The sequence below is a fragment of the Pseudomonas sp. SIMBA_041 genome (assembly GCF_046535095.1).
GTDB classification, from domain to species: domain Bacteria; phylum Pseudomonadota; class Gammaproteobacteria; order Pseudomonadales; family Pseudomonadaceae; genus Aquipseudomonas; species Aquipseudomonas mucoides.
In genome coordinates, this window is record NZ_JAWRXJ010000007.1 from 278,807 (window position 1) to 301,713 (window position 22,907).

The 22,907-nt window shown below is 55.6% G+C and carries 26 protein-coding genes and 1 tRNA gene; 5 read left to right on the forward strand and 22 right to left on the reverse strand.

Going from position 1 to position 22,907, the window contains the following annotated elements; translation table 11 throughout:
* Positions 1–16: 16 nt before the first annotated feature.
* From rlmN to trmJ, 12 genes are all read right to left on the reverse strand, one after another.
* Complete coding sequence (gene rlmN / locus SB725_RS19170) at positions 17–1,159, reverse strand: 23S rRNA (adenine(2503)-C(2))-methyltransferase RlmN (protein WP_027922755.1); 1,143 nt, start codon at positions 1,157–1,159, stop codon at positions 17–19.
* A 28-nt stretch (positions 1,160–1,187) separates the two neighbouring features.
* A complete protein-coding gene (gene ndk, locus SB725_RS19175) occupies positions 1,188–1,613 on the reverse strand; it encodes a nucleoside-diphosphate kinase (RefSeq protein WP_007903599.1) in 426 nt (141 codons plus the stop codon).
* An 88-nt stretch (positions 1,614–1,701) separates the two neighbouring features.
* On the reverse strand, positions 1,702–1,902 hold the full coding sequence (iscX, locus tag SB725_RS19180; RefSeq protein ID WP_027922754.1) for a Fe-S cluster assembly protein IscX: 201 nt from the start codon (positions 1,900–1,902) through the stop codon (positions 1,702–1,704).
* Between the two features lie 14 nt (positions 1,903–1,916).
* Positions 1,917–2,258 carry an ISC system 2Fe-2S type ferredoxin gene (gene fdx, locus SB725_RS19185; protein WP_027922753.1) on the reverse strand — a complete coding sequence of 114 codons (342 nt, stop codon included), beginning with the start codon at positions 2,256–2,258 and terminating at the stop codon, positions 1,917–1,919.
* 2 nt (positions 2,259–2,260) lie between these two features.
* Complete coding sequence (gene hscA, locus SB725_RS19190; RefSeq protein ID WP_410922481.1) at positions 2,261–4,123, reverse strand: Fe-S protein assembly chaperone HscA; 1,863 nt, start codon at positions 4,121–4,123, stop codon at positions 2,261–2,263.
* Between the two features lie 51 nt (positions 4,124–4,174).
* Positions 4,175–4,696, reverse strand: coding sequence for a co-chaperone HscB (hscB, locus tag SB725_RS19195; RefSeq protein ID WP_027922751.1), 522 nt, complete (start codon positions 4,694–4,696; stop codon positions 4,175–4,177).
* A gap of 8 nt (positions 4,697–4,704) precedes the next feature.
* Complete coding sequence (iscA, locus tag SB725_RS19200; RefSeq protein WP_027922750.1) at positions 4,705–5,028, reverse strand: iron-sulfur cluster assembly protein IscA; 324 nt, start codon at positions 5,026–5,028, stop codon at positions 4,705–4,707.
* Between the two features lie 34 nt (positions 5,029–5,062).
* On the reverse strand, positions 5,063–5,449 hold the full coding sequence (gene iscU / locus SB725_RS19205) for a Fe-S cluster assembly scaffold IscU (RefSeq protein WP_003443374.1): 387 nt from the start codon (positions 5,447–5,449) through the stop codon (positions 5,063–5,065).
* Positions 5,450–5,534: 85 nt separating this feature from the next.
* Entirely contained in the window at positions 5,535–6,749 is a 1,215-nt protein-coding gene (locus SB725_RS19210) for an IscS subfamily cysteine desulfurase (protein WP_027922749.1), read from the reverse strand.
* A 50-nt stretch (positions 6,750–6,799) separates the two neighbouring features.
* The gene (gene iscR / locus SB725_RS19215; protein ID WP_027922748.1) at positions 6,800–7,291 is read right to left on the reverse strand and encodes a Fe-S cluster assembly transcriptional regulator IscR; all 492 of its coding nucleotides are present in this window, start codon (positions 7,289–7,291) and stop codon (positions 6,800–6,802) included.
* A 248-nt stretch (positions 7,292–7,539) separates the two neighbouring features.
* On the reverse strand, positions 7,540–8,316 hold the full coding sequence (gene cysE, locus SB725_RS19220) for a serine O-acetyltransferase (protein ID WP_027922747.1): 777 nt from the start codon (positions 8,314–8,316) through the stop codon (positions 7,540–7,542).
* A 2-nt stretch (positions 8,317–8,318) separates the two neighbouring features.
* On the reverse strand, positions 8,319–9,089 hold the full coding sequence (gene trmJ, locus SB725_RS19225) for a tRNA (cytosine(32)/uridine(32)-2'-O)-methyltransferase TrmJ (RefSeq protein ID WP_027922746.1): 771 nt from the start codon (positions 9,087–9,089) through the stop codon (positions 8,319–8,321).
* A 306-nt stretch (positions 9,090–9,395) separates the two neighbouring features.
* On the opposite strand from trmJ, the gene suhB reads away from it, so the two are divergent.
* Entirely contained in the window at positions 9,396–10,214 is an 819-nt protein-coding gene (gene suhB / locus SB725_RS19230) for an inositol-phosphate phosphatase (protein WP_027922744.1), read from the forward strand.
* A gap of 248 nt (positions 10,215–10,462) precedes the next feature.
* Here the strand turns inward: suhB and SB725_RS19235 are convergent, their stop codons facing one another.
* The 6 genes from SB725_RS19235 to queA form a co-directional block, all read right to left on the reverse strand.
* The gene (locus SB725_RS19235) at positions 10,463–11,011 is read right to left on the reverse strand and encodes a glycine zipper 2TM domain-containing protein (protein ID WP_027922743.1); all 549 of its coding nucleotides are present in this window, start codon (positions 11,009–11,011) and stop codon (positions 10,463–10,465) included.
* Between the two features lie 119 nt (positions 11,012–11,130).
* Positions 11,131–12,045: a protein translocase subunit SecF gene (secF, locus tag SB725_RS19240; RefSeq protein WP_027922742.1), complete on the reverse strand. Its 915-nt coding sequence runs from the start codon at positions 12,043–12,045 to the stop codon at positions 11,131–11,133.
* A 9-nt stretch (positions 12,046–12,054) separates the two neighbouring features.
* The gene (gene secD / locus SB725_RS19245; RefSeq protein ID WP_027922741.1) at positions 12,055–13,923 is read right to left on the reverse strand and encodes a protein translocase subunit SecD; all 1,869 of its coding nucleotides are present in this window, start codon (positions 13,921–13,923) and stop codon (positions 12,055–12,057) included.
* A 64-nt stretch (positions 13,924–13,987) separates the two neighbouring features.
* Complete coding sequence (yajC, locus tag SB725_RS19250) at positions 13,988–14,323, reverse strand: preprotein translocase subunit YajC (RefSeq protein WP_007982729.1); 336 nt, start codon at positions 14,321–14,323, stop codon at positions 13,988–13,990.
* Positions 14,324–14,366: 43 nt separating this feature from the next.
* Positions 14,367–15,482 carry a tRNA guanosine(34) transglycosylase Tgt gene (gene tgt, locus SB725_RS19255; RefSeq protein ID WP_172825974.1) on the reverse strand — a complete coding sequence of 372 codons (1,116 nt, stop codon included), beginning with the start codon at positions 15,480–15,482 and terminating at the stop codon, positions 14,367–14,369.
* Between the two features lie 14 nt (positions 15,483–15,496).
* Positions 15,497–16,546 (reverse strand): tRNA preQ1(34) S-adenosylmethionine ribosyltransferase-isomerase QueA, encoded by a 1,050-nt coding sequence (queA, locus tag SB725_RS19260; RefSeq protein WP_410922482.1) that lies wholly within the window; start codon positions 16,544–16,546, stop codon positions 15,497–15,499.
* 107 nt (positions 16,547–16,653) lie between these two features.
* Here queA and SB725_RS19265 point away from each other — a divergent pair.
* The 3 genes from SB725_RS19265 (at position 16,654) to SB725_RS19275 (ending at position 17,866) form a co-directional block, all read left to right on the forward strand.
* Positions 16,654–16,738 (forward strand) — tRNA-Leu (locus tag SB725_RS19265).
* 150 nt (positions 16,739–16,888) lie between these two features.
* Positions 16,889–17,218: a hypothetical protein gene (locus SB725_RS19270; RefSeq protein ID WP_410922483.1), complete on the forward strand. Its 330-nt coding sequence runs from the start codon at positions 16,889–16,891 to the stop codon at positions 17,216–17,218.
* 405 nt (positions 17,219–17,623) lie between these two features.
* Complete coding sequence (locus tag SB725_RS19275) at positions 17,624–17,866, forward strand: hypothetical protein (RefSeq protein WP_410922484.1); 243 nt, start codon at positions 17,624–17,626, stop codon at positions 17,864–17,866.
* A gap of 163 nt (positions 17,867–18,029) precedes the next feature.
* Here the strand turns inward: SB725_RS19275 and SB725_RS19280 are convergent, their stop codons facing one another.
* Together SB725_RS19280 and SB725_RS19285 are read right to left on the reverse strand one after the other, a co-directional pair.
* On the reverse strand, positions 18,030–19,508 hold the full coding sequence (locus SB725_RS19280; protein WP_410922485.1) for an ATP-dependent nuclease: 1,479 nt from the start codon (positions 19,506–19,508) through the stop codon (positions 18,030–18,032).
* The gene (locus SB725_RS19285; protein WP_410922486.1) at positions 19,505–20,689 is read right to left on the reverse strand and encodes a DUF262 domain-containing protein; all 1,185 of its coding nucleotides are present in this window, start codon (positions 20,687–20,689) and stop codon (positions 19,505–19,507) included. Before SB725_RS19285 ends, SB725_RS19280 begins: the two co-directional genes overlap by 4 nt.
* A 771-nt stretch (positions 20,690–21,460) precedes the next feature.
* Between SB725_RS19285 and SB725_RS19290 the strand changes: the two genes are divergently transcribed.
* Complete coding sequence (locus SB725_RS19290) at positions 21,461–21,772, forward strand: DUF3077 domain-containing protein (protein WP_410922487.1); 312 nt, start codon at positions 21,461–21,463, stop codon at positions 21,770–21,772.
* Positions 21,773–21,936: 164 nt separating this feature from the next.
* On the opposite strand, the gene SB725_RS19295 is transcribed toward SB725_RS19290, so the two are convergent.
* Both SB725_RS19295 and SB725_RS19300 read right to left on the reverse strand, forming a co-directional pair.
* On the reverse strand, positions 21,937–22,305 hold the full coding sequence (locus SB725_RS19295; protein ID WP_027922735.1) for a PH domain-containing protein: 369 nt from the start codon (positions 22,303–22,305) through the stop codon (positions 21,937–21,939).
* Positions 22,306–22,317: 12 nt separating this feature from the next.
* Positions 22,318–22,770, reverse strand: a complete 453-nt coding sequence (locus SB725_RS19300; RefSeq protein WP_027922734.1) for a hypothetical protein — start codon at positions 22,768–22,770, stop codon at positions 22,318–22,320.
* Positions 22,771–22,907 lie beyond the last annotated feature (137 nt).

Here is a 22,907-nt window from a genome sequence, read left to right on the forward strand (position 1 = left end):
GAGATCCTCTCTTTAATTATTTCGCAGCGTTTGTAGCCATATCGTTCTCGGCGCTCAACTCGCGCACGGCGATATAACGTTCGCTGCGACGGGTGCGATCCAGCACCTGCCCTACCAATTGGCCACACGCGGCATCGATGTCTTCACCGCGAGTGGTGCGTACGGTGACATTGAAGCCTGCATGGTGAAGCTGATCCTGAAACCGGCGAATCGCGTTGTTGCTCGGGCGCTCGTAACCGGAATGCGGGAACGGGTTAAACGGAATCAGGTTGATCTTGCACGGGATGTTCTTGAGCAGCTCGATCATCTCAACGGCGTGTTCAACTTTGTCGTTGATGTCCTTGAGCAAGGTGTACTCGATGGTCAGCACGCGTTTTTCGCCCAGGGACGACATGTAGCGCTGGCACGACTCGAGCAGCATCTTAAGCGGATATTTCTTGTTGATCGGCACCAATTGGTTACGCAATGCGTCATTCGGTGCGTGCAGCGACAACGCCAGGGAGACGTCGATGTGCTTGGACAGCTCATCGATCATCGGTACCACGCCGGAGGTCGACAGGGTCACACGGCGCTTGGAAATGCCGTAGCCCAGGTCGTCCATCATCAAGTGCATGGCCGCGACGACGTTGTCGAAGTTCAGCAGCGGCTCGCCCATGCCCATCATCACCACGTTGGTGATGGCACGGTCGGCAGTCGCCGGGATGCTGCCAAACGATTTATTGGCAATCCACACCTGACCGATGACTTCGGCGGCGGTGAGGTTGCTATTGAAACCTTGCTTGCCGGTGGAGCAGAAACTGCAATCCAGGGCACAGCCTGCCTGGGACGAAACGCACAGAGTGCCGCGCTTGCCCTGGGGAATGTACACGGTCTCGACGCAGCTGCCGGATGCCACGCGCACCACCCACTTACGGGTGCCGTCGGTGGAAATGTCCTCGCTGACCACTTCAGGACCGCGAACTTCAGCAATCACCTTGAGCTTGTCGCGCAAGGCTTTGCTGACGTTCGTCATGGCGTCGAAATCATCGACGCCAAGGTGGTGAATCCATTTCATTACCTGACCGGCACGGAAACGCTTCTCCCCGATCGAGTCGAAGAATTTTTCCATTTCCTGTTGAGTCAGACCCAGCAGGTTGGTTTTTACAGTCGATGTAGTCATGGATTCACCTTCACTCTTAAGCCAATGCTTAGCGAGTGGTTACTTCAGTAGCTGCGAAGAAGTACGAGATTTCGCGAGCAGCAGCGGCTTCGGAGTCCGAACCGTGTACAGCGTTGGCGTCGATGGAGTCAGCGAAGTCAGCGCGGATGGTGCCGGCAGCAGCTTCTTTAGGGTTGGTAGCGCCCATCAGCTCACGGTTCAGAGCGATAGCGTTTTCGCCTTCCAGAACCTGAACAACAACCGGGCCGGAGATCATGAAAGCAACCAGGTCGTTGAAGAAACCACGAGCGCTGTGCTCAGCGTAGAAGCCTTCAGCTTCAGCTTTGGACAGTTGCTTCAGTTTCGAAGCTACAACGCGCAGGCCTGCTTTTTCGAAACGAGTGGTGATCTCGCCGATGACGTTTTTTGCAACAGCGTCAGGCTTGATGATGGAGAAAGTACGTTGAACAGCCATGGTGTAACTCCAGAAACGGTAATTTGTGAAAAATTAAACCCGCGAATTATACGCGGGTTCTTGGGTATTGCCTAACCTGCAGCGTGGCTCAGTCGCGTTCTTCGATCCAGTGGGCCTGAATGGCCTCCAGAATCTTTTCGCCACTATGCTCAGGCTTGTCGTCGAAATCGGGCAATTCCATAACCCATTTGCGCAGATCGACGAAGTTGACCGACATAGGGTCAACATCGGGCTTGCTTTCAGCCAGCTGGATCGCAATCTCCAGCACATCAGTCCACTTGAGACTCATGACAATTCCTTGAATCAGTGCGGCGCTTCGGCTGCGTGGTTGAGCGAGTATTTCGGAATTTCGACGGTCAGGTCTTCCGTGCCGACTCTGGCCTGACACGCCAGGCGGGACTGAGCTTCCAGCCCCCAAGCCTTATCAAGATAGTCTTCTTCCAGCTCGTCAGCCTCTTCCAGCGAATCAAAGCCTTCACGAATCAGGCAATGACACGTGGTGCAGGCACAGACGCCACCACAGGCACTTTCCATCTCGATGTGGTGTTCGTGCGCCAGTTCGAGGATGGAAATGCCGGGCTCAGCCTCTACAACCATGCCGTCCGGGCAAAACTTCTCGTGTGGCAGAAAAATGACCTGCGGCATCGTTATTCCTCAATCTCGTTCAGGTTGCGCCCCGCCAGCGCGGCTTTCACCGTCGAGTCCAGGCGGCGGGCAGCAAAGGCATCGGTCACTTGCGACAGACGCTTGGTCTGCTGCTCGATGGCGTAACCATCGGTACCTTTCATCAGTTCGGCCAGTTCCTGCATCTGCAACTCGATGACCATGCGCTCTTCGGCGTCGAGCAGGCGCTCACCGTCGACATCAAGGGCGGCCTGCACCGCCTCGATCAGGCGCTGTGCATCGACTTGCTGCTCACGCAGTACACGGGCGACTTTATCGTCATTGGCGTGCTGGAACGAATCCTTGAGCATTTTGGCGATTTCGCCGTCGGTCAGACCGTAGGACGGCTTGACCTGAATGCTCGCTTCAACGCCAGAGCCCAATTCACGGGCCGAAACGCTGAGCAGACCGTCAGCATCGACCTGGAAGGTCACGCGAATCTTCGCCGCACCGGCCACCATCGCTGGAATGCCGCGCAATTCGAAGCGTGCCAGGGAGCGGCAGTCGCTGATCAGCTCGCGCTCGCCCTGCAATACGTGGATCGCCATGGCCGACTGGCCATCTTTATAAGTCGTGAAGTCCTGGGCGCGAGCGACGGGAATGGTGGTGTTGCGCGGAATCACCTTCTCCATCAGGCCGCCCATGGTTTCCAGCCCCAGGGACAACGGAATCACGTCGAGTAACAGCAGCTCATCGCCATCGCGCTTGTTGCCAGCCAGCGTATCGGCCTGGATCGCGGCACCGATGGCCACCACTTGATCCGGATCGATTTCAGTCAGCGGCTGACGACCAAAGGCTTCCGCGACCGCTTCGCGAACGCGAGGCACACGCGTCGAACCACCGACCATGACCACCGCGTGCACTTCTTCCAGCTCAACACCCGAATCACGCACGGCGCGGCGGCAGGCTTTCAGGCTGCGAGCGACCATCGGCTCGATCAGCGCATCAAAGGCTTCGCGGGTCAGCTCGGCTTTCCAGCCGCCATGAGCCACTTCAACCGACGAGGCGGTGGTCAGCGCTTCTTTGGCGGCACAAGCCGCTTGCAACAGTTGACGCTGCGCCCCCGGATCGAGGTCGGCGGACAGACCGGCGCTCTCGATGATCCAGCCAGCGATCGCGTGATCGAAGTCATCGCCACCCAGCGCGCTGTCGCCGCCGGTAGCCAAAACTTCAAACACGCCGCCGGTCAGGCGCAGAATCGAAATATCAAAGGTGCCGCCGCCCAGGTCATAAATGGCGACCAGGCCTTCAGCGTGTTGATCCAGACCGTAAGCCACAGCGGCGGCGGTTGGTTCATTGAGCAAACGCAGCACGTTCAGACCGGCGAGTTTGGCCGCGTCCTTGGTGGCTTGACGCTGCGCATCATCGAAATAGGCGGGAACGGTGATCACCGCGCCGACCAGTTCGCCACCCAAGGTCGCTTCAGCGCGCTGACGCAGCACTTTGAGGATATCGGCGGAGACTTCGACCGGGCTTTTCGGCCCTTGCACGGTGTCGATGAACGGCATGTGCGACTCGCCACCGACAAAGCGGTACGGCAGTTGATCGCCCAATTGCTTGACGTCGGACAGACCACGACCCATCAAGCGCTTGACCGACAGCACGGTGTTCAAGGGATCTGTGGCGGCAGCCAGTTTGGCGGACTCGCCGACTTCGACGCGATCAGCGTGATAGCGCACGGCAGACGGCAGGATGACCTGCCCGTCAGCGTCGGCCAGAGGCTCGGAAAGACCACTGCGCAACGCAGCGACCAGCGAATTGGTAGTGCCCAAGTCGATCCCCACAGCCAGACGACGCTGGTGCGGTTGAGGACTTTGGCCGGGTTCGGCGATCTGCAGTAGGGCCATTGGTATCAGGACTTATCTGTATATCAGGCGTGCGACCGGAGCGGCACTGGGTTAATCGTCGAGGCGCTCTTCTAACTGGCGCACTTCGTAGGTGAGCTTGTCGAGGAACTGCATGCGCCGCATCAGGCGTTCGGCCTGCTCACGGTGCGCCGCATCATTCCAACAAGCCGCGAAGCTTTGGTTCAGTACATCCTGGGCGGTTTTCAAGCGACGCTTGAACGCTGCAACACCGGCCAGATCAGCACTGTCTTGCAGGTCTTCGAGCTCTTCACGCAGCTCCATCTGCTGCAGCAAAAACTCCGGATCATGCACCGTGACCTCCAGCGGCAGCTCACCACCGTTCAAGGCGAGCAAGTAACGCGCGCGCTTGGGCGGACTTTTGAGCGTCTGGTAGGCCTCGTTGAGGCTCGCGGATTGCTCTAGCGCCAACCGCTGCTCACGCTCGGAAGCGTCAGCAAAGCGGTCCGGATGAACACTGCGCGCCAACTCACGGTAGCGCGTAGCCAGCTGGTCGAGGTCCAGATTGAAACTCGGTTGCAGCTCAAATAAAGCGAAATGACAAGGAGTACCCACGACAAGCCTCAGATGTTGAAGCTTTCGCCGCAGCCACATTCACCGCGTACGTTGGGGTTGTTGAACTTGAAGCCTTCGTTCAACCCTTCCTTGACGAAATCGAGCTCGGTGCCGTCCAGGTAGGCCAGGCTTTTCGGGTCGATAATCACTTTTTCACCGTGACTTTCGAACACCTGATCCTCTTCAACCACCTCGTCGACAAACTCCAGCACGTAGGCAAGGCCGGAACAGCCTGTGGTGCGAACACCCAGACGAATCCCTTCACCTTTGCCGCGCCCGTCGAGGGAGCGCCGCACGTGTCGAGCAGCCGCTTCTGTCATGCTGATAGCCATCGGTGACTCCTTACTCGTCGCCAAAACCTGAAAGTCAGATCAAGCCTTTCTTCTGCTTGTAGTCACGAACGGCCGCTTTGATAGCGTCTTCTGCGAGTACGGAGCAGTGGATTTTCACTGGCGGCAAGGCCAGTTCTTCAGCCAGCTGAGTGTTCTTGATGGTCTCGGCTTCGTCCAGGGTCTTGCCCTTCATCCACTCGGTAGCGAGGGAGCTGGAGGCGATAGCCGAACCGCAACCGTAGGTCTTGAACTTGGCGTCTTCGATGATGCCTTGCTCGTTGACCTTGATTTGCAGGCGCATAACGTCGCCGCACGCCGGAGCGCCGACCATGCCGGTGCCGACATCAGGATCTTCCGCGTCCATCTTGCCGACGTTGCGCGGGTTTTCGTAGTGGTCGATGACCTTTTCGCTGTAAGCCATGATGCTTAATCCTCACTCATCAGAGAGTCGCTCTTTAAGCCCTGCCAACCTGGGTTGTACAGGGCCGGTTCGCGGCGACTTGAAATCAGTGTGCCGCCCACTCGATTTTCGAAATGTCGACACCGTCTTTGTACATGTCCCACAGCGGCGACAGAGTGCGCAGCTTGGTAACGGCCTCGCAGACTTTCTGCGCGGCGTAATCGATTTCTTCTTCAGTGGTGAAACGGCCGAAGGTGAAGCGAATCGAGCTGTGTGCCAGTTCGTCGTTGCGGCCCAGGGCGCGCAGTACGTACGAAGGCTCAAGGGACGCCGAGGTGCAGGCCGAACCGGACGAAACCGCCAGGTCCTTGAGCGCCATGATCAGCGACTCGCCTTCAACGTAGTTGAAGCTCAGATTCAGGTTGTGCGGTACACGAGCGGTCATGCTGCCGTTGATGTACAGCTCTTCCAGGCCTTCGACCTGTTTGAAGAAGCGGTCGCTCAGGGCTTTGATGCGCACGTTTTCGGCAGCCATGTCTTCTTTGGCTACGCGGAAAGCTTCACCCATGCCGACGATCTGGTGGGTCGCCAGGGTGCCGGAACGCATGCCACGCTCGTGACCGCCGCCGTGCATGGTCGCTTCGATGCGAACACGCGGCTTGCGGCTGACGTACAGCGCGCCGATGCCTTTAGGGCCGTAGGTTTTGTGGGCAGAGAACGACATCAGGTCGACTTTCAGCTTCGACAGGTCAATGTCGACCTTGCCGGTGGACTGAGCCGCGTCGACGTGGAACAGAATGCCCTTGGAGCGGGTCAGTTCGCCGATGGCTTCGATGTCGTTGATGGTGCCGATTTCGTTGTTCACGTGCATGACCGAGACCAGGATGGTGTCGTCACGCAGGGCCGCTTCGATCATCGCCGGCGTTACCAGACCATCAGTCTGAGGCTCGAGGTAGGTCACTTCGAAGCCTTCACGCTCCAGTTGGCGCATGGTGTCGAGGACAGCCTTGTGCTCAATCTTGGTGGTGATCAGGTGTTTGCCTTTGGTCGCATAGAAATGCGCCGCACCCTTGATTGCCAGGTTGTCGGATTCGGTGGCACCGGAGGTCCAGACGATTTCACGCGGATCGGCGTTGACCAGGTCTGCGACCTGACGACGGGCGTTTTCGACGGACTCTTCAGCTTTCCAGCCGAACACGTGGGAACGGGACGCCGGGTTACCGAAGTTTCCGTCAACCAGCAGGCATTCACTCATTTTTTGCGCAACACGCGGATCAACCGGGGTGGTCGCAGAGTAATCAAGGTAAATCGGCAATTTCATGGACTATCTCCTAAATCAGGCTGGCTGGCGTGCCGTTAGCTCTTTGGCTGTCATTCGACGGCGGACGCTTCAATCTTGTCCAGGCGTGGCGCCTTGCTGTTGCAACGACGCTGGTCCTGACGCTGGGCTATGTCTTGTACCTCACGGCGAGTCACAAGGTCAGCCAAGCTGATACCGCTCAGAAATTCGTGAATCTGCAGGCTCAAGTCGCACCACAAGTGGTGAGTCAGGCAGGTGTCGCCTGAATGGCAATCGCCTTGGCCCTGGCATTTGGTGGCATCTACTGATTCGTTCACCGCATCGATCACCTGGGCGACCTGGATGCCCTGCATCTCGCGGGACAGTTGGTAGCCGCCGCCCGGACCGCGGACGCTGGACACCAGATTGCTACGGCGCAATTTGGCGAAAAGCTGTTCGAGGTAGGACAGGGAGATGCCTTGGCGCTCGGAGATATCGGCCAGGGACACCGGCCCGTGCTGCGCGTGCAACGCCAGATCGAGCATGGCGGTCACGGCGTATCGGCCTTTTGTAGTCAGTCGCATGGACAATTACCACGGAGTTCGGAATGGGGCGAGTATGCAATTCCCGAGTGTTTAAGTCAACTATAAGACCTAGTACTTTAGTCAGGTTTACCCGCAAAAGAGCGGCCGCATCATAGCAAAGGCTGGACGGTTACAGCCAGCAATTGCGCGTTATCGTTCATCGCGGGCAAGCCCGCTCCCACAGGGTCCCGTGTGAACACGGAGATACCTGTGGGAGCGCGCTTGCCCGCGATTGAAGTCGACCCGGTCTAGCTCGCCTGGCTCTGATCCTTGTCCTTCACACAGGCGAAGTCTTCTTCGCGCAGTTCAGGCAGGTCCTTGGCACAGTAATTACTGCCCAGATCCTTCAGTGCGCCGCACATCCCCTCCAGACGACCATCGACCGCCTGCAAGTGATCCAGCAACTGACCAATGGCACGCGCTACAGGGTCCGGCATGTCTTCGCCGACACCGTAGGCATCGAAGCCGATTTTCTCGGCCATGGCCTTGCGCTTGGCATCCTGCTCGTCATCGGACTTGACGATGATCCGCCCTGGAATACCGACAACGGTCGCGCCGGCAGGCACTGCCTTGGTCACTACGGCGTTAGAACCAACCTTGGCACCCGCGCCGACGGTAAACGGACCCAGCACCTTGGCGCCCGCCCCCACCACCACGCCATCTTCAAGGGTCGGGTGACGCTTGCCCTTGTTCCAACTGGTGCCGCCCAGCGTCACACCTTGATAAAGGGTGACGTCATTACCGATCTCGGCGGTTTCACCAATAACAATGCCCATGCCATGGTCAATAAAGAAGCGACGACCGACTTTGGCACCCGGATGAATCTCGATCCCGGTCAGCCAGCGACCGAAGTTCGACACCAGTCGCGCCAGCCATTTCAGCTCTGCGCGCCACAAGACCGACGACAGACGGTGAATCCAGATGGCATGCATGCCCGGGTAGCACGTCAGAACTTCAAAAGCGTTACGCGCCGCCGGGTCTCGATGGAATACGCTTTGGATATCTTCACGCAAACGCTCAAACATCATTAATCCTTCCGCTTTAGAAGCTCGCCACGGGCCGCTTTTTGGGTTTCCGTGAGGATGCCACGCAATATGTTCATTTCCGCCCGGCTGACCGAGCTACGTCCGTACAACCGGCGCAGGCGCGCCATCAAGTGCCGTGGTTTTTCCGGATCGAGGAATTCGATGGCCACCAGGGTGTGTTCCAGGTGCTCATAGAATCGCTCCAGCTCATCCATGGTCGCCAGTTCACCACTTTTGGTGGACGCCACTTCATCCTTCTCGACCTTGCTCGGCTGCCCTTGGGCCGCGAGCCAGGACATGCGCACTTCATAGCCCAGCACCTGCACCGCCGCCCCAAGGTTCAGCGAGCTGAACTCAGGGTCTGATGGAATGTGCACGTGATAATGACATCGCTGCAGCTCTTCATTGGTCAGACCGGAATCTTCACGACCAAACACCAAGGCAATCTCGGCGCCCTGCCCGGCTTCTTCCACCACTTTCACACCGCATTCGCGGGGATCGAGCAGCGGCCAGGGAATGCGCCGGTCGCGAGCACTGGTGCCGAGCACCAGATTGCAGCCGACCAAGGCATCTTCCAAGGTGGCGACGACTTGCGCGTTTTCAAGGACATCCCCGGCACCGGAAGCACGAGCGTCGGCTTCGTGATGCGGAAATTGCCGCGGTTCGACCAGCACCAGCCGCGACAGGCCCATGTTCTTCATGGCACGCGCAGCCCCGCCGATGTTGCCGGGATGGCTGGTATTGACCAGGACGACACGAATGTTATGCAGCACGGGAGGCAGTCTCGAACACAGAAATAAGGAGCCGAATCTTACAGTTCCTCCGGGTGTCCCGCCTCAAAAATAACTGTTCACTTTTGACGGCGTTCAATGTCGGCATGCTGCGCTGCCGCCTCTCCCCATAGCAAGTCATGAGTCGGCGCGGCGCCTTGCCCGCCAACATTGACCACTCGTCAAAAAGTGAACGTATTTCTGAGGCGGGACACACCGTTAAGCTATGAAAGCGAACACCGACCTTCACCTGTAGAAAAGTTCTGATAGAATGCTCGGCTTTCTTTAACAACCTTAGGTGACACATCCATGCAGCCCATGCTGAATATCGCGCTGCGCGCCGCCCGCAGCGCCAGTGAATTGATTTTCCGCTCCATCGAGCGCCTGGATACCATCAAGGTCGACGAAAAAGACGCCAAGGATTACGTATCCGAGGTGGATCGCGCCGCCGAACAGAAAATCATCGATGCGCTGCGCAAGGCCTACCCGAACCACTCGATCCTGGGTGAAGAAACCGGCATGCACGCCGGCAACGGTATCGAAGGCGAAGAATACCTGTGGATCATCGATCCGCTGGACGGCACCACCAACTTCCTGCGCGGCATTCCTCACTTCGCTGTCAGCATCGCCTGCAAATACCGCGGTCGCCTGGAACACGCTGTTGTTCTGGACCCGGTTCGCCAGGAAGAATTCACCGCCAGCCGTGGTCGCGGCGCTCAACTGAACGGTCGTCGCCTGCGCGTCAGCGGTCGCACCAGCCTGGACGGCGCCCTGCTGGGTACCGGCTTCCCTTTCCGTGACGACCAGATGGACAACCTCGACAACTACCTGGGCATGTTCCGCGCCCTGGTTGGCCAGACTGCCGGCATCCGTCGCGCGGGTTCGGCGAGCCTGGACCTGGCCTACGTGGCTGCCGGTCGTTTCGACGCATTCTGGGAGTCGGGCCTGTCCGAGTGGGACATGGCTGCAGGCGCCCTGTTGATTCAGGAAGCCGGTGGCTTGATCAGCGACTTCACCGGTGGTCACGAATTCCTTGAGAAAGGCCACGTCGTTGCTGGTAACACCAAATGCTTCAAGGCAGTTCTGACGGCGATCCAGCCGCACCTGCCAGCCTCGCTGAAGCGCTAAGCCTCCAGCGAAAGAGAAAGCACCCTTCGGGGTGCTTTTTTATGCCTGCGATTTGGGCATTACCCCCAATCCTTGTGGGAGCCGGGCTTGCCCGCGATGGCGGTTTCGCCTGCACCCTTCATGGTGACTGACACATTGCTATCGCGGGCAAGCCTGGCTCCCACAGGGTTTTACGGTGATTCATGAATTCCAGGCACAAAAAAAGCACCCCGAAGGGTGCTTCTTTTAAAACGCTTAAGCTTGAAGATTTAGCGGTTTTCTTCGTTCTGCGACAGGACCAGCTTGCCTTCCTTGTCGACCGGGATCTGGTTGCCCGGATCACGATCCATCCGCACCTTGCCTTCCTTGCCATCCAGCGAATAACGAACATCGTAGCCAACGACCTTGTCGCTGATGTCATTCACTGTATTACAGCGAGTTTGAGTCGTGGTGTAGGTGTCACGCTCTTGCATGCCTTCCTGAACCTTGTTGCCTGCATAACCACCGCCGACAGCGCCTGCGACCGTAGCAATCTTCTTGCCGGTGCCGCCGCCGATCTGGTTACCCAGCAAACCACCTGCTAATGCACCGACCACCGTACCGGCAATCTGGTGTTGATCCTTGACCGGCGCTTGCCGAGTCACTGCGACATCCTTGCAGACTTCACGTGGCGTCTTGATCTGTGTCTTGACCGGTTCAACGGCTAGTACTTGCGCATACTCAGGGCCGCTTTTAACCAGGCTGTAGGTGGCAACAGCACCCCCGGCAGTCACACCGACAGCACCCAATACCGCACCAACCAGCAACGACTTGTTCACATGAACCTCCTGACCATCACATGCGGGACAAACCCGCGCTTCTCCCAGCCTTGGAGCATAAAAAAAGGCGCGAGTTCAACTCGCGCCTTTTTTGGCATTCCGCGGGAAAGCGATGGCCGTTATGGACGGTCGTCGACTTCCTTCTCGGTTGCCGCAGGAGGAATCAGATCCTCACTGTTCAGGTTCAGCCAGATCAGCACCACGTTCGCGATGTAGATCGACGAGTAAGTACCCGCCAGAACACCGATGAACAGGGCAATGGAGAAGCCAAACAGGTTGTCACCACCGAAGAACAGCAGGGCCGCAATCGCCAGCAACGTGGAGATCGAAGTCGCCATGGTCCGCAGCAGGGTTTGCGTGGTCGAGATGTTGATGTTCTCGATCAGGTTAGCCTTGCGCAGTACTCGGAAGTTCTCACGAACCCGGTCGAATACCACGATGGTGTCGTTGAGCGAGTAACCAATGATCGCCAGTACCGCCGCCAGCACCGTCAGATCGAAAGTGATCTGGAAGAACGACAGGATACCGATGGTCACGATCACGTCGTGGATCAACGAAACAATCGCACCGACCGCAAACTTCCACTGAAAGCGGAATGCCAGGTAGATCAGGATGCCGCCCAGCGCCATCAGCATGCCGAGGCCGCCCTGGTCGCGCAGTTCTTCACCCACCTGCGGGCCGACGAACTCGACGCGCTTGACCGTCGCCGGGTTGTCACCGCCGACTTTCAGCAGCGCTTCTGCCACTTGATGACCCAACTGTGGATCTTCACCCGGCATACGCACCAGCAAATCGGTAGTTGCACCGAAGCTCTGCACGATGGCTTCGTGATAGCCCGATGTCACCAGTTGCTCACGCACCTTGGTGACGTCGGCCGGACGCTCGTAGGTCAGCTCAATGAGCGTACCGCCGGTGAAGTCCAGGCCCCAGTTCATGCCCTTGTGGAAGACGCTGAAAATGGCCAGCGCCGTAAGGAACAATGTGACGCCGAACGCAAAGTTGCGAACGCCCATGAAGTTGATTGTACGTAACATGGCAGCCCCTTAAATCCACAACTTCTTGAAGTCACGACCGCCGAAGATCAGGTTGACCATCGCGCGGGTCACCATGATGGCCGTGAACATCGAGGTAAAGATCCCGAGGGACATGGTCACTGCGAAGCCTTTGACCGGGCCGGTGCCCATCGCAAAGAGAATCCCGCCGACCAACAGGGTGGTCAGGTTGGCGTCGAGAATCGCGGTGAATGCCCGGCCGAAGCCTTCGTTGATTGCCCGTTGTACGGTCATGCCCGCCGCGATCTCTTCACGTATCCGCGAGAAGATCAGTACGTTGGCATCGACCGCCATACCCATGGTCAATACGATACCGGCGATACCCGGCAGGGTCAGCGTTGCACCCAGCAAAGACATCAAGGCCAGCAGCAGCACCATGTTCACCGCCAGCGCGACGGTGGCAATGATGCCGAAGAAGCGGTAGATGGCGATGATGAACAGCGAGACAAACAGCATGCCCCACAGCGAAGCATCGATACCCTTGACGATGTTGTCGGCACCCAGGCTTGGACCAATGGTGCGCTCTTCAGCGAAGTACATTGGTGCAGCCAGACCACCGGCACGCAGCAGCAGCGCCAGTTCGGACGACTCGCCCTGGCCGTTCAGGCCAGTGATGCGGAACTGAGCGCCCAGTGGCGACTGGATGGTCGCCAGGCTGATGATCTTCTTCTCTTCTTTAAACGTCTGGACCGCAACGTCTTTCTCGACGCCGTTGACCATTTGCTTGGTGTAGGTGGTCACAGGGCGTTGTTCGATGAAGATCACCGCCATGCTGCGACCGACGTTGCTGCGAGTCGCACGACTCATCAGCTCGCCACCGTGGCCATCCAGACGGATGTTCACTTCTGGCGTGCCGTGCTCGCCGAAGCCAGCCTTGGCGTCAGTCACCTGGTCACCGGTGATGATCAGGCCACGCTCGATCTGTGCCGGCGGACGCTTGCCTTCACGGAACTCGAAGGTTTCGGAAGTGGCTTTCGAAGCACCTGGCTCAGCCGCCAGACGGAACTCGAGGTTGGCCGTCTTGCCGAGGATACGCTTGGCTTCTGCGGTGTCCTGAACGCCCGGCAATTCAACCACAATGCGGTTGGCGCCCTGACGCTGAACGATCGGTTCGGCAACACCCAGTTCGTTGACGCGGTTACGTACCGTGGTCAAGTTCTGCTTGATGGAGTATTCGCGGATTTCCGCCAGCTTGGCTGGGGTCATCGCCAGACGCAGCACCGGTTGACCATTCAGGTCGGCCGGAACAATGTCGAAATCATTGAAGTTCTTGCGGACCAGCGCACGGGCCTGTTCGCGGGTTGCTTCATCACTGAAGCCCAGCTGAATGGCACCGTTGAGTTGCGGCAGGCTGCGATAGCGCAGTTTCTCTTTACGCAACAGGCTCTTTACATCGCCTTCGTACACTTTCAAGCGTGCGTCGAGGGCTTTGTCCATGTCCACTTCCAGCAGGAAGTGCACACCACCGGACAAGTCCAGACCCAGCTTCATCGGGTGCGCGCCGAGGCTGCGCAGCCACTGCGGCGTGGTTTGTGCCAGGTTCAGTGCAACGACGTAGTCATCACCCAATGCCTTGCGCACGACGTCTTTGGCCGGCAGCTGATCTTCAGCCTTGGTCAGACGAATCAGACCGCCCTTGCCATTGGCCGCCAGCGTGGCTGCCTTGACGTTGATCCCGGATTCCTTGAGCGCTGTGCTCACGCGATCCAGATCAGCCTGATTGACCAACAGCGCAGTACTTGCACCGCTGACCTGAATGGCCGGGTCATCAGGATATAGATTGGGAGCGGAATAAATCAGACCGACCGCCAGCACCGCCAGGATCAGAATGTATTTCCACAGAGGGTATTTGTTCAGCATCACGCCGCCCGTTTATGACGCGGGGCGCCTTGCGCGCCCCGTCGATTGAATATGAAGTTGAAACTTAGATCGCTTTCAGCGTGCCTTTTGGCAGCGTCGCGGCAATAGCGCCCTTCTGGAACTTCATTTCGACAGTGTCGGAAACTTCCAGAACAACGAAATCGTCTGCCACTTTAGTGATCTTGCCGGCGATACCACCGGTGGTCACAACTTCGTCGCCTTTCTGCAGGCTGCTCAGCAGGTTCTTCTGTTCTTTGGCGCGCTTGGCCTGTGGACGCCAGATCATCAGGTAGAAGATGACCAGGAAACCGACCAGGAAAATCCACTCAAAGCCGCCACCCATTGGGCCTGCCGCAGGTGCAGCAGCGTCAGCCATGGCATTAGAGATAAAAAAGCTCATTTAGCACTCCAGTTGCAAATGTTGAATCTTGGGGTCAGAAAACTCAGTCCAAAGGCGGAACAGGTAACCCGCGTTTGGCGTAGAAGGCATCGACAAAGGCGGCCAATGTACCCTGTTGAATAGACTCGCGCAAACCAGCCATAAGCACCTGGTAATGGCGCAAATTGTGGATGGTATTCAACATGCTACCCAGCATTTCGCCGCACTTGTCCAGATGATGCAGATAAGCACGGGAGAAGTTCTGGCAGGTATAGCAATCACAGGTCGGATCGAGCGGCGAATCATCATGGCGATGGAACGCGTTACGGATCTTCAGCACGCCGGTGTCAATGAACAGATGCCCATTGCGGGCATTACGGGTTGGCATCACGCAATCGAACATGTCCACACCGCGGCGCACACCCTCAACCAGATCTTCCGGTTTGCCAACGCCCATAAGGTAACGAGGTTTGTCAGCCGGCATCTGACCCGGCAGGTAATCCAGCACCTTGATCATCTCGTGCTTGGGCTCGCCCACCGACAGACCGCCAATGGCCAGGCCATCAAAGCCGATCTGGTCGAGGCCTTCCAGGGAGCGCATGCGCAGGTCCTGGTGCATGCCGCCCTGAACGATGCCGAACAGCGCCGCCGTGTTGTCGCCATGGGCTTCTTTCGAGCGCTTGGCCCAACGCAACGACAGCTCCATCGACACGCGAGCGACGTCTTCGTCAGCCGGGTACGGGGTGCATTCGTCGAAAATCATCACGATGTCCGAACCCAGGTCACGCTGGACCTGCATCGATTCTTCCGGACCCATGAACACTTTGGCGCCATCCACCGGGGAGGCGAAGGTCACGCCCTCCTCCTTGATCTTGCGCATGGCGCCCAGGCTGAACACCTGGAAACCGCCGGAATCAGTCAGAATCGGGCCTTTCCACTGCATGAAATCGTGCAGGTCGCCGTGCTTCTTGATCACTTCGGTGCCAGGACGCAGCCACAAGTGGAAGGTGTTGCCCAGAATGATTTCCGCGCCGGTGGCGACGATATCCCGCGGCAACATGCCCTTGACGGTGCCGTAGGTGCCCACCGGCATGAACGCCGGGGTTTCTACGGTGCCGCGTGGAAAGGTCAAACGACCGCGACGAGCCTTGCCGTCAGTAGCAAGTAACTCAAACGACATACGACTTTGGCGACTCATTCTGTTTCCTCTGGGCCACGTGGTGCGGGGTTACGGGTGATAAACATCGCATCACCGTAGCTGAAAAAGCGGTATCCATGCTCGACGGCCGCTTTATAAGCAGCCATGGCTTCGGGATAACCGGCGAATGCCGAAACCAGCATCAACAGCGTGGATTCAGGCAAATGGAAGTTGGTGACCAGGGCATCGACCACATGAAACGGGCGGCCCGGGTAGATAAAGATATCGGTGTCGCCACTGAACGGCTTGAGCACACCATCGCGCGCGGCGCTTTCCAGGGAACGCACGCTGGTGGTCCCCACCGCCACCACACGACCACCGCGAGCACGACACGCCGCGACCGCATCCACCACGTCCTGGCCGACTTCCAGCCATTCGCTGTGCATGTGGTGGTCTTCGATCTTCTCGACGCGCACCGGCTGGAACGTACCGGCGCCGACGTGCAAGGTCACGAACGCGGTCTCGACGCCCTTGGCGGCAATCGCCTCCATCAGCGGCTGATCGAAATGCAGCCCCGCCGTCGGCGCCGCCACCGCGCCCAGGCGCTCGGCGTAGACCGTCTGATAACGCTCGCGGTCCGAGCCTTCATCCGGGCGGTCTATATAAGGCGGCAAAGGCATGTGCCCGACGCGGTCCAGCAGCGGCAACACCTCTTCGGCGAACCCCAGCTCGAACAACGCATCGTGACGCGCCAGCATCTCGGCCTCGCCACCGCCATCAATCAGGATCTTCGACCCCGGCTTCGGCGACTTGCTGGAACGCACATGCGCCAGCACGCGATGACTGTCGATCACGCGCTCGACCAGGATTTCCAGCTTGCCGCCGGAAGCCTTCTGGCCAAACAGCCGCGCCGGAATTACCCGGGTATTGTTGAACACCATCAAATCGCCCGGGCGCAAATGCTCGAGCAAATCGGTGAATTGACGGTGTGCCAGGGCGCCGCTGACCCCATCAAGGGTCAACAGGCGACTGTTGCGACGCTCGGCCAAAGGGTGGCGGGCGATCAGCGAATCTGGGAGTTCGAAAGTAAAGTCAGCAACGCGCATGATGGGGTTCGTCTAGCAGGGGCCGGAAGTCTAGCCGAAATAGTGAAAATTCTCTATGTACCTGATTGACCGACGGTAATCTCATCTCTATACTTCGCCGCCATTGAGCCCTGATGGCGGAATTGGTAGACGCGGCGGATTCAAAATCCGTTTTCGAAAGGAGTGGGAGTTCGAGTCTCCCTCGGGGCACCAAAATTAAGAAAGGTCTTGCTTAGCAAGGCCTTTTTTTTCGCCTGCCAAAAAGTGCCTGACACAACGCCGACCTGTAGGAGCCGGCTTGCTGGCGATGCTTTTGATTTCTCGCACCCTCGACCGGTACGACCCTTCTCAAGGATTCACCCCATGGAACTGCTGCTGGAAACTGTTGCTCTGTTCTGCCTCAAGCTTGCTTATGAGACGGAGGATTCGAGTCCGATTCTTCGGGATGACTTGGTGATGAGTGAGTATGAGCGGGAGGTTTTTGGGTTGTTGGTAAGGCGGGGGGATGTTGAGGGGATTCAGTTGAAGGTGGGTGAATGCCTGAATTTGGCTCTGGAGGCATTAGGCGGCGTTGATAAACCGCTAGGGCGTGAGATGCATAGGTTGTCAGCTGATTTCAGCAATGCACGGACGATGGAGCAGCTTGATACCCCGCTTATGGCGCTCAAGGGCTACCTGAAAGATATTCAGTGAATGCCTGAGCCACACAGAAACCGGACACTGCCTTAACCCTTGCTAATCCTGGCCACTGGCCCGGGCTCGAGATTTGCTAATGGGTTCCACCTTTCCTCCAGTTTCGCAAGGCTCTATTACCTCGGCATTTCCGTCCTTTCTTCATCTGGAGCTAACGGCGCTTGGTCAACTCATGGGCCTTACCCAACTGGCAACACATCAGGGCATAGCGGTTAGAGTTTGTGAGGAAGACCTCGTCATTCCATACCGGATTCATCACAGGGGTGATGACGGAGTCTTGGAGCGTTTGACGGGAACCTAGAGAATTTTGTACTCGTGCCTTCTGACACGGCACCACGATGGTTATGTGCGCCAAAGTCAACTGAAACGGCTTCTCTTAGTGCAGAAACCCTGGATTGCCCGTTCGTGCTCCAGCTGACGGGCGAGTACGTCATCCAGATTCTTGAAACCATTGAAACGCATCTGCCCACGCTAGATCCGCCGCTTTACGGTCGTTTCATTCGAGACAATCAGGAGTACTTTCAAACGACGCAAGCACGCATGATCAGTTACTGGGATTGCCACTACCGACACCTGTACAAACTCCCATTCGGCCATGTTGGTTTTCGCGCGCTTGCCAAGCTTCGTGAGTTTTCTGAAAGTAGCTAGAACTCGACTCTGCCCCCACGTTATGGCCAAAAATTTACGACTCACCCGCCATACTCTTTATTATGCGCAGATCTTTTAAATTTCGAAAAAACAATAAACACCCCCTTTTCTTTAACCAGCATATCGAATAAATTTAAAAATACACAGGTAACTTTCAACAGCTTCACCCACCATAAATTGCGACTTTCGCCTCACTTAAAAAAACCTCAAGTTCCTTTGGATTCTCTTCAATCCACATCTCACACACGATGGAAAACAACCTGCTAAATTCCCACCCAAAAACCCGACTCACGTTATGGAAATAGTCATGAAAATCTGAACCTGCAGCCACGGCCTTTGCCTGGTTAACTTTCACTTCAGAAACCATCAGCTTTGTAGCAAGGAAGGCTGCTGGCTTTGACTTAAAGTAAGCCGCCATTATTTCATCAGGAGCTAGATTAGTAGGTAGAAAAAAATAGTCCCCACCTTTCTTTAAAGCTGCTTCGTTCCCACGGCAGTCACCATCATATAGCCCAGCAAACTTAAATCCCTTATGAGGAAAAGCCAACCGACCCAAATCAGCGGAAACATGCCCATCCGAACCAGATTTGTGATAATAAAAGCTATCTATAGAAAAATCTGTTGAGCTATTAAACAAAGCCTTAGCAAACAAAATACCCCCAATATCTTCCAAAAATAACATCCCTATTTTGGGTGAAACCAACCCCAAACTCTCAAGGTGAGATGCCATACCATCAGCGGCGGGAAAACTCTTAATACCCTCATCCGTCCTTAAAATCAGATGTACTCCACTAGACGGCATCCTTTTTAGGATATGTTCTGAATGCGTAGCCAACACCAAGGTAATACCTGACCCCGCAACAACTTTAGCTAAAACATTCGTCAATCTTTCTTGACTTGCTGGAGGCAGGAAGCTTTCTGGCTCCTCAACAAAAAGAACCTTACCCCCCTCAACATGCTCCATATACTTGACCAGCCACCAAAAATAAAACAATGACAGCTCCCCCATACCCATACCGGAACTATCATAAACAACCCCACTTAACTCAACCCTAAAAAAAGGAAAGGCAGGATAGTCATCGAATTCCCCTTCTACGGTGGTTATCCAGACACAACTATATTCATTCCCAGTCAGATAATTTATTACGCTTAACTCATCTGCCGCCGCAAGACTCTCGCCATGTTGTTCAATTAACTCTACGATATTTGTTTGTTGGAGCAACATCTCCTGAAAAAGCGGAATCAATGTACAGGGATCAAACATAAAAGAAGCTAATTCCATTTCCTCTTTACTCGGCGAGTCCAAGCCTACATCTGCGTCTTCGTAGTTCACATATTTTTCATAGCGAACACGATTTATCGCCAGATTGATTTTAAGCTTTGCATTCCGCAAGATAGGTGTCTTGAAGGGTGCACGGTTGCTGTATTCCCCTACCAAGCAATTATAGGCAAGCCTCATCAAGTTACTTTTACCCACACCATTTCTTCCTACGAAGACATTCACGCCTTCATTCAAAGAAATCTCTAGGTCATTTAAAACCTCATGCGAGGAAAACTTCAAAACCTCAAGCTTTACCGGGTATTTTCTCCGAGCTAGATCCTTCCAATAGTCATTAATTTTCGCTTCTTTTAAACCACTCATATTACGTCCCCCCAACTTAGGTCTCGACTAACCTTCGCCAAGGATGACTCGTTATAAACAACACTTTTCTGCGAGCTCAGATAGTGAAATATTGAATTCACATCCCCATAAGCCACAAACTCTTCTACTTCTTCGGAAAAATACAGAGAGTACATACCCCACAGAATCAAATCTCGCAAAATAACGGAGCTTGTATCAGCAACCCTAGAACTTGCCCGATCCTGATACACCTGAAAGGTCTTAACCAGAAAATCCTGTGTTATGCCACTTGGTATAAAGTCTTGAACAATTACAACCTCGTGATCTTCCCTTACATTTTCAAACCTATCGAAAAACTCATAAATAGTTTCAGTACCTAACCCCAAATCTATAGACTTATAAATAAAAATCAACCAAGATGAAATTGTCGCCTTGTTAAGCTTACTTGTATATTCCCTGTGCATCAAACACCCATGCAAGACATCCAAACAGCTTTTCGACATATCCGTCAATTTTTTTGAAAAACCAGTAGACTCCCTATATCTACCAGTCACCGTATTTGCAGTAACCTTTTTTGTTAAAGTCCCGCTCTCTAGCGTAAGAAGAAACTTAGCAAGCACATCATCGTATGCCATCCGAGAGTTCGAAAACCCGACAAGGTCCCGTGTAAACCCTACTTCCTCCATATATTCAGTAAGAGATTTAACCTGCTGCCTAGCCTCACCAAAATAAGCGTTACGCTGTTCAGCAGAAGTTAAATTTGTCGGCTGATTCAATCTATAAAACAACTCGCCAGGCTCACGAGGCTTATAGTCAGATATTGTGAGCACCCTTATTGTGAAATCCTCAAATTTACCTTGCATTTCTGCTGACAGGTCATCCCAGTAAAACCCATCAAGCGCCTGAATATATTTCTCTACAGGCTCTTGCTCGCCATTTATAGGGAATTGCCCCTCTATAAAATCTCGAATTGCTGCCAGCCGCTGCTGACCATCTAAAACCTCCTGCCTTTCGCTACTTGGAACCTGAATAACGTGAATTGGTGGAATATGCCAACCACGTAATACACTATCCACTAATCGCTGCTTTTTACCTTTCCCCCATACCTCCCCCCTTTGAAAATTCGGCTGTAAATCAAGACGATCTCCTCGTATCTTTCTATAAAGTGTTGCTATATCAGGATCTGATGGTGTCAGGTGCATTTTACATCCTCAAACTCAACGAGCACTTCACAATAAAAGTCAACGCCATACTTCCCCCCAACCTCAAAACATAAGCATTAACATTCCTTTGATGAACGTTGGTGACTGGCTAAGCAATCATCACTCGTTACAGGCACAAGTACAAGCCAGTGGCCATCAGAGAATCTCTTGATTCCAGATGCATTACTAACGAGCCCTAAGGTTGCAATCACCCCTACCTCTCCTCGTCTCGGTGCTATTGCCCAACGTCCTCACTTTCAAATACCGACATGCTTATCGCACCTGTTGCGAGGACTCAAGCTCACGCGCTCGAACTTTGATTTGAAACGAGGGGACCAAACCACATCCAATCTCGGAGTGAAGGGTATGGAATCTGCTCCTTCGAAGGTTGCAGGAACGAGGTCCACACGATACCCTCCCACCGTCGCTGCCAATTCAGCGACCGGGTGTGGAAACCCGTGCAATTCAAGGCGCAACAGCGCCCCAGACACGTCATCAGGCGCTTTTTTTATGCCTGCGGCGTGAGTTATGGCGGCTGTGCGTGGGACGTCTTCGGGCGTGCCGGTTTCCTTGATTCCCGGTTTTCCACCCTGCGCACAGCTGTCACCCATTCGTGTGGAAACGAATGCGGCAGCTTCACATATCAAGGAGTCTGATAATGCGCAGCATCAATCCGTACAAAATCTGGCTTTTCCCTCAACGCGACTCCCTGTTGCGTAACGCCCCACTGTCCACCCTCTCCCACCGCCTCTCCCTCATCGGAGGTGGCCAATGACCGATCAATCCGAGCTGAAAACCATCGGCCTAACCCCTGCCATTTACTGCGCCGATCAACCACTCTTCCACGTCACTCGCGGCGTTCCCCTCGGCGATGCATTGGCCATGGCTTCTGACTTTCTGTTTCTCGCCAAGAAGCTGAATGAAGATGCCGCGTACGCAACAGACACAGACCGCCACGCCTGGGCTGCGCATTATTTGACGGCGATGAGTAAGGCGGTGGTTGATGATGCGGTGAAGGTGCTTGGGCGGGGGCGGGAGTCTGCGGCGTCGGCTGAGCGGGCGGCGGCTACGTCTGAAGGGTAGTGGTTCAAAAATGAGGTGAGTGGGCTGCTTGTGATGATGGCGGTAGATTCAGCATGGATGTTGGCTGGTCTGGCGCTATCGCGGGCAAGCCCGCTCCCACAGGGATTGCGGTTAGCTGGAGGCCGTTGTTAGCCCCGAGTTTTCGGGGCTTTTTCGTGTTGGGGTCAGAGGACGTGTTGGGAGATCAGTTTTGAGATTTCTACCATGGATGTCCTGCCGGTGAATTCGAACTTCACTTTTCCCAACGACGAAAAGTAGATCTCCAGCTCTGAATCCAGGTCGAAGGTGCCGGACGTTTCCACCGAGTACGCCACGATGTTTTTGTAGGGCAGTGAGGTGAAGTCTTTTTTGCTGCCGGTGAGGCCCTGCACGTTGACGGCGATGATGCGTTTGTTGGTGAACACCACGCCGTCACGCATGGATTTGTAGGCGTCGATGACGTGTTCGCCGTCGAGCAAAAGGTCGGTAACGCGTTGGGCGTATTCTTCGTTTTGCTTGAGTTTGAAGAAGCCCTTGTTGTTGAAATCAATCATGTGTCGCTCCTGTTATTCAATCTGTATCGGTCCTTTGGTCCCGGCATCGCTGTCCATCCAGTAGTCCTGATTCTGCAGGCTTCGATCGCCCTGGAGGGTGAAGAGGATGTTCCCCTGGCGAAACTGCAGCGTGCCGTCGGTACGCTTGGCTTTGACCTGTTTGCCGTTGACCCACACTTGTTCCTTGGCATCGATGCGGATGGTGGCGACAGTGGCGCCGGCATCGCTCTTGGCCACCCATTGCCCGACGTAGGGGGTTGGGGCGCTTGGGCTGTCCGCGGCGGGGTTGGTGAAGCCTGCCTTGGCGTTTTCTGCCTTGCTCTTGTGGATATCGCAGCCTTGGGTTTCGCTGACCTGAGTGCAGCCGGATTGCTCCAGTTGTTTGCGATAGGTGTCGTTGATGGCGTAGGCCGGGGATTGCGCCGCGATCAGGATGACCAGCGCAGGCAGGATGAGTCGGTTCATATGTGCTCCTTTGCGATCTCGTCGGACGGCATCGTACGTTTACGGTAGCGGGCGAGTGTGCCGCGCTTGTACCACAAAACATTTCAGACAATGCGCGCCGTGGTCAGTGCTCTTCTAGACTTAACGGGTGGTCGTGG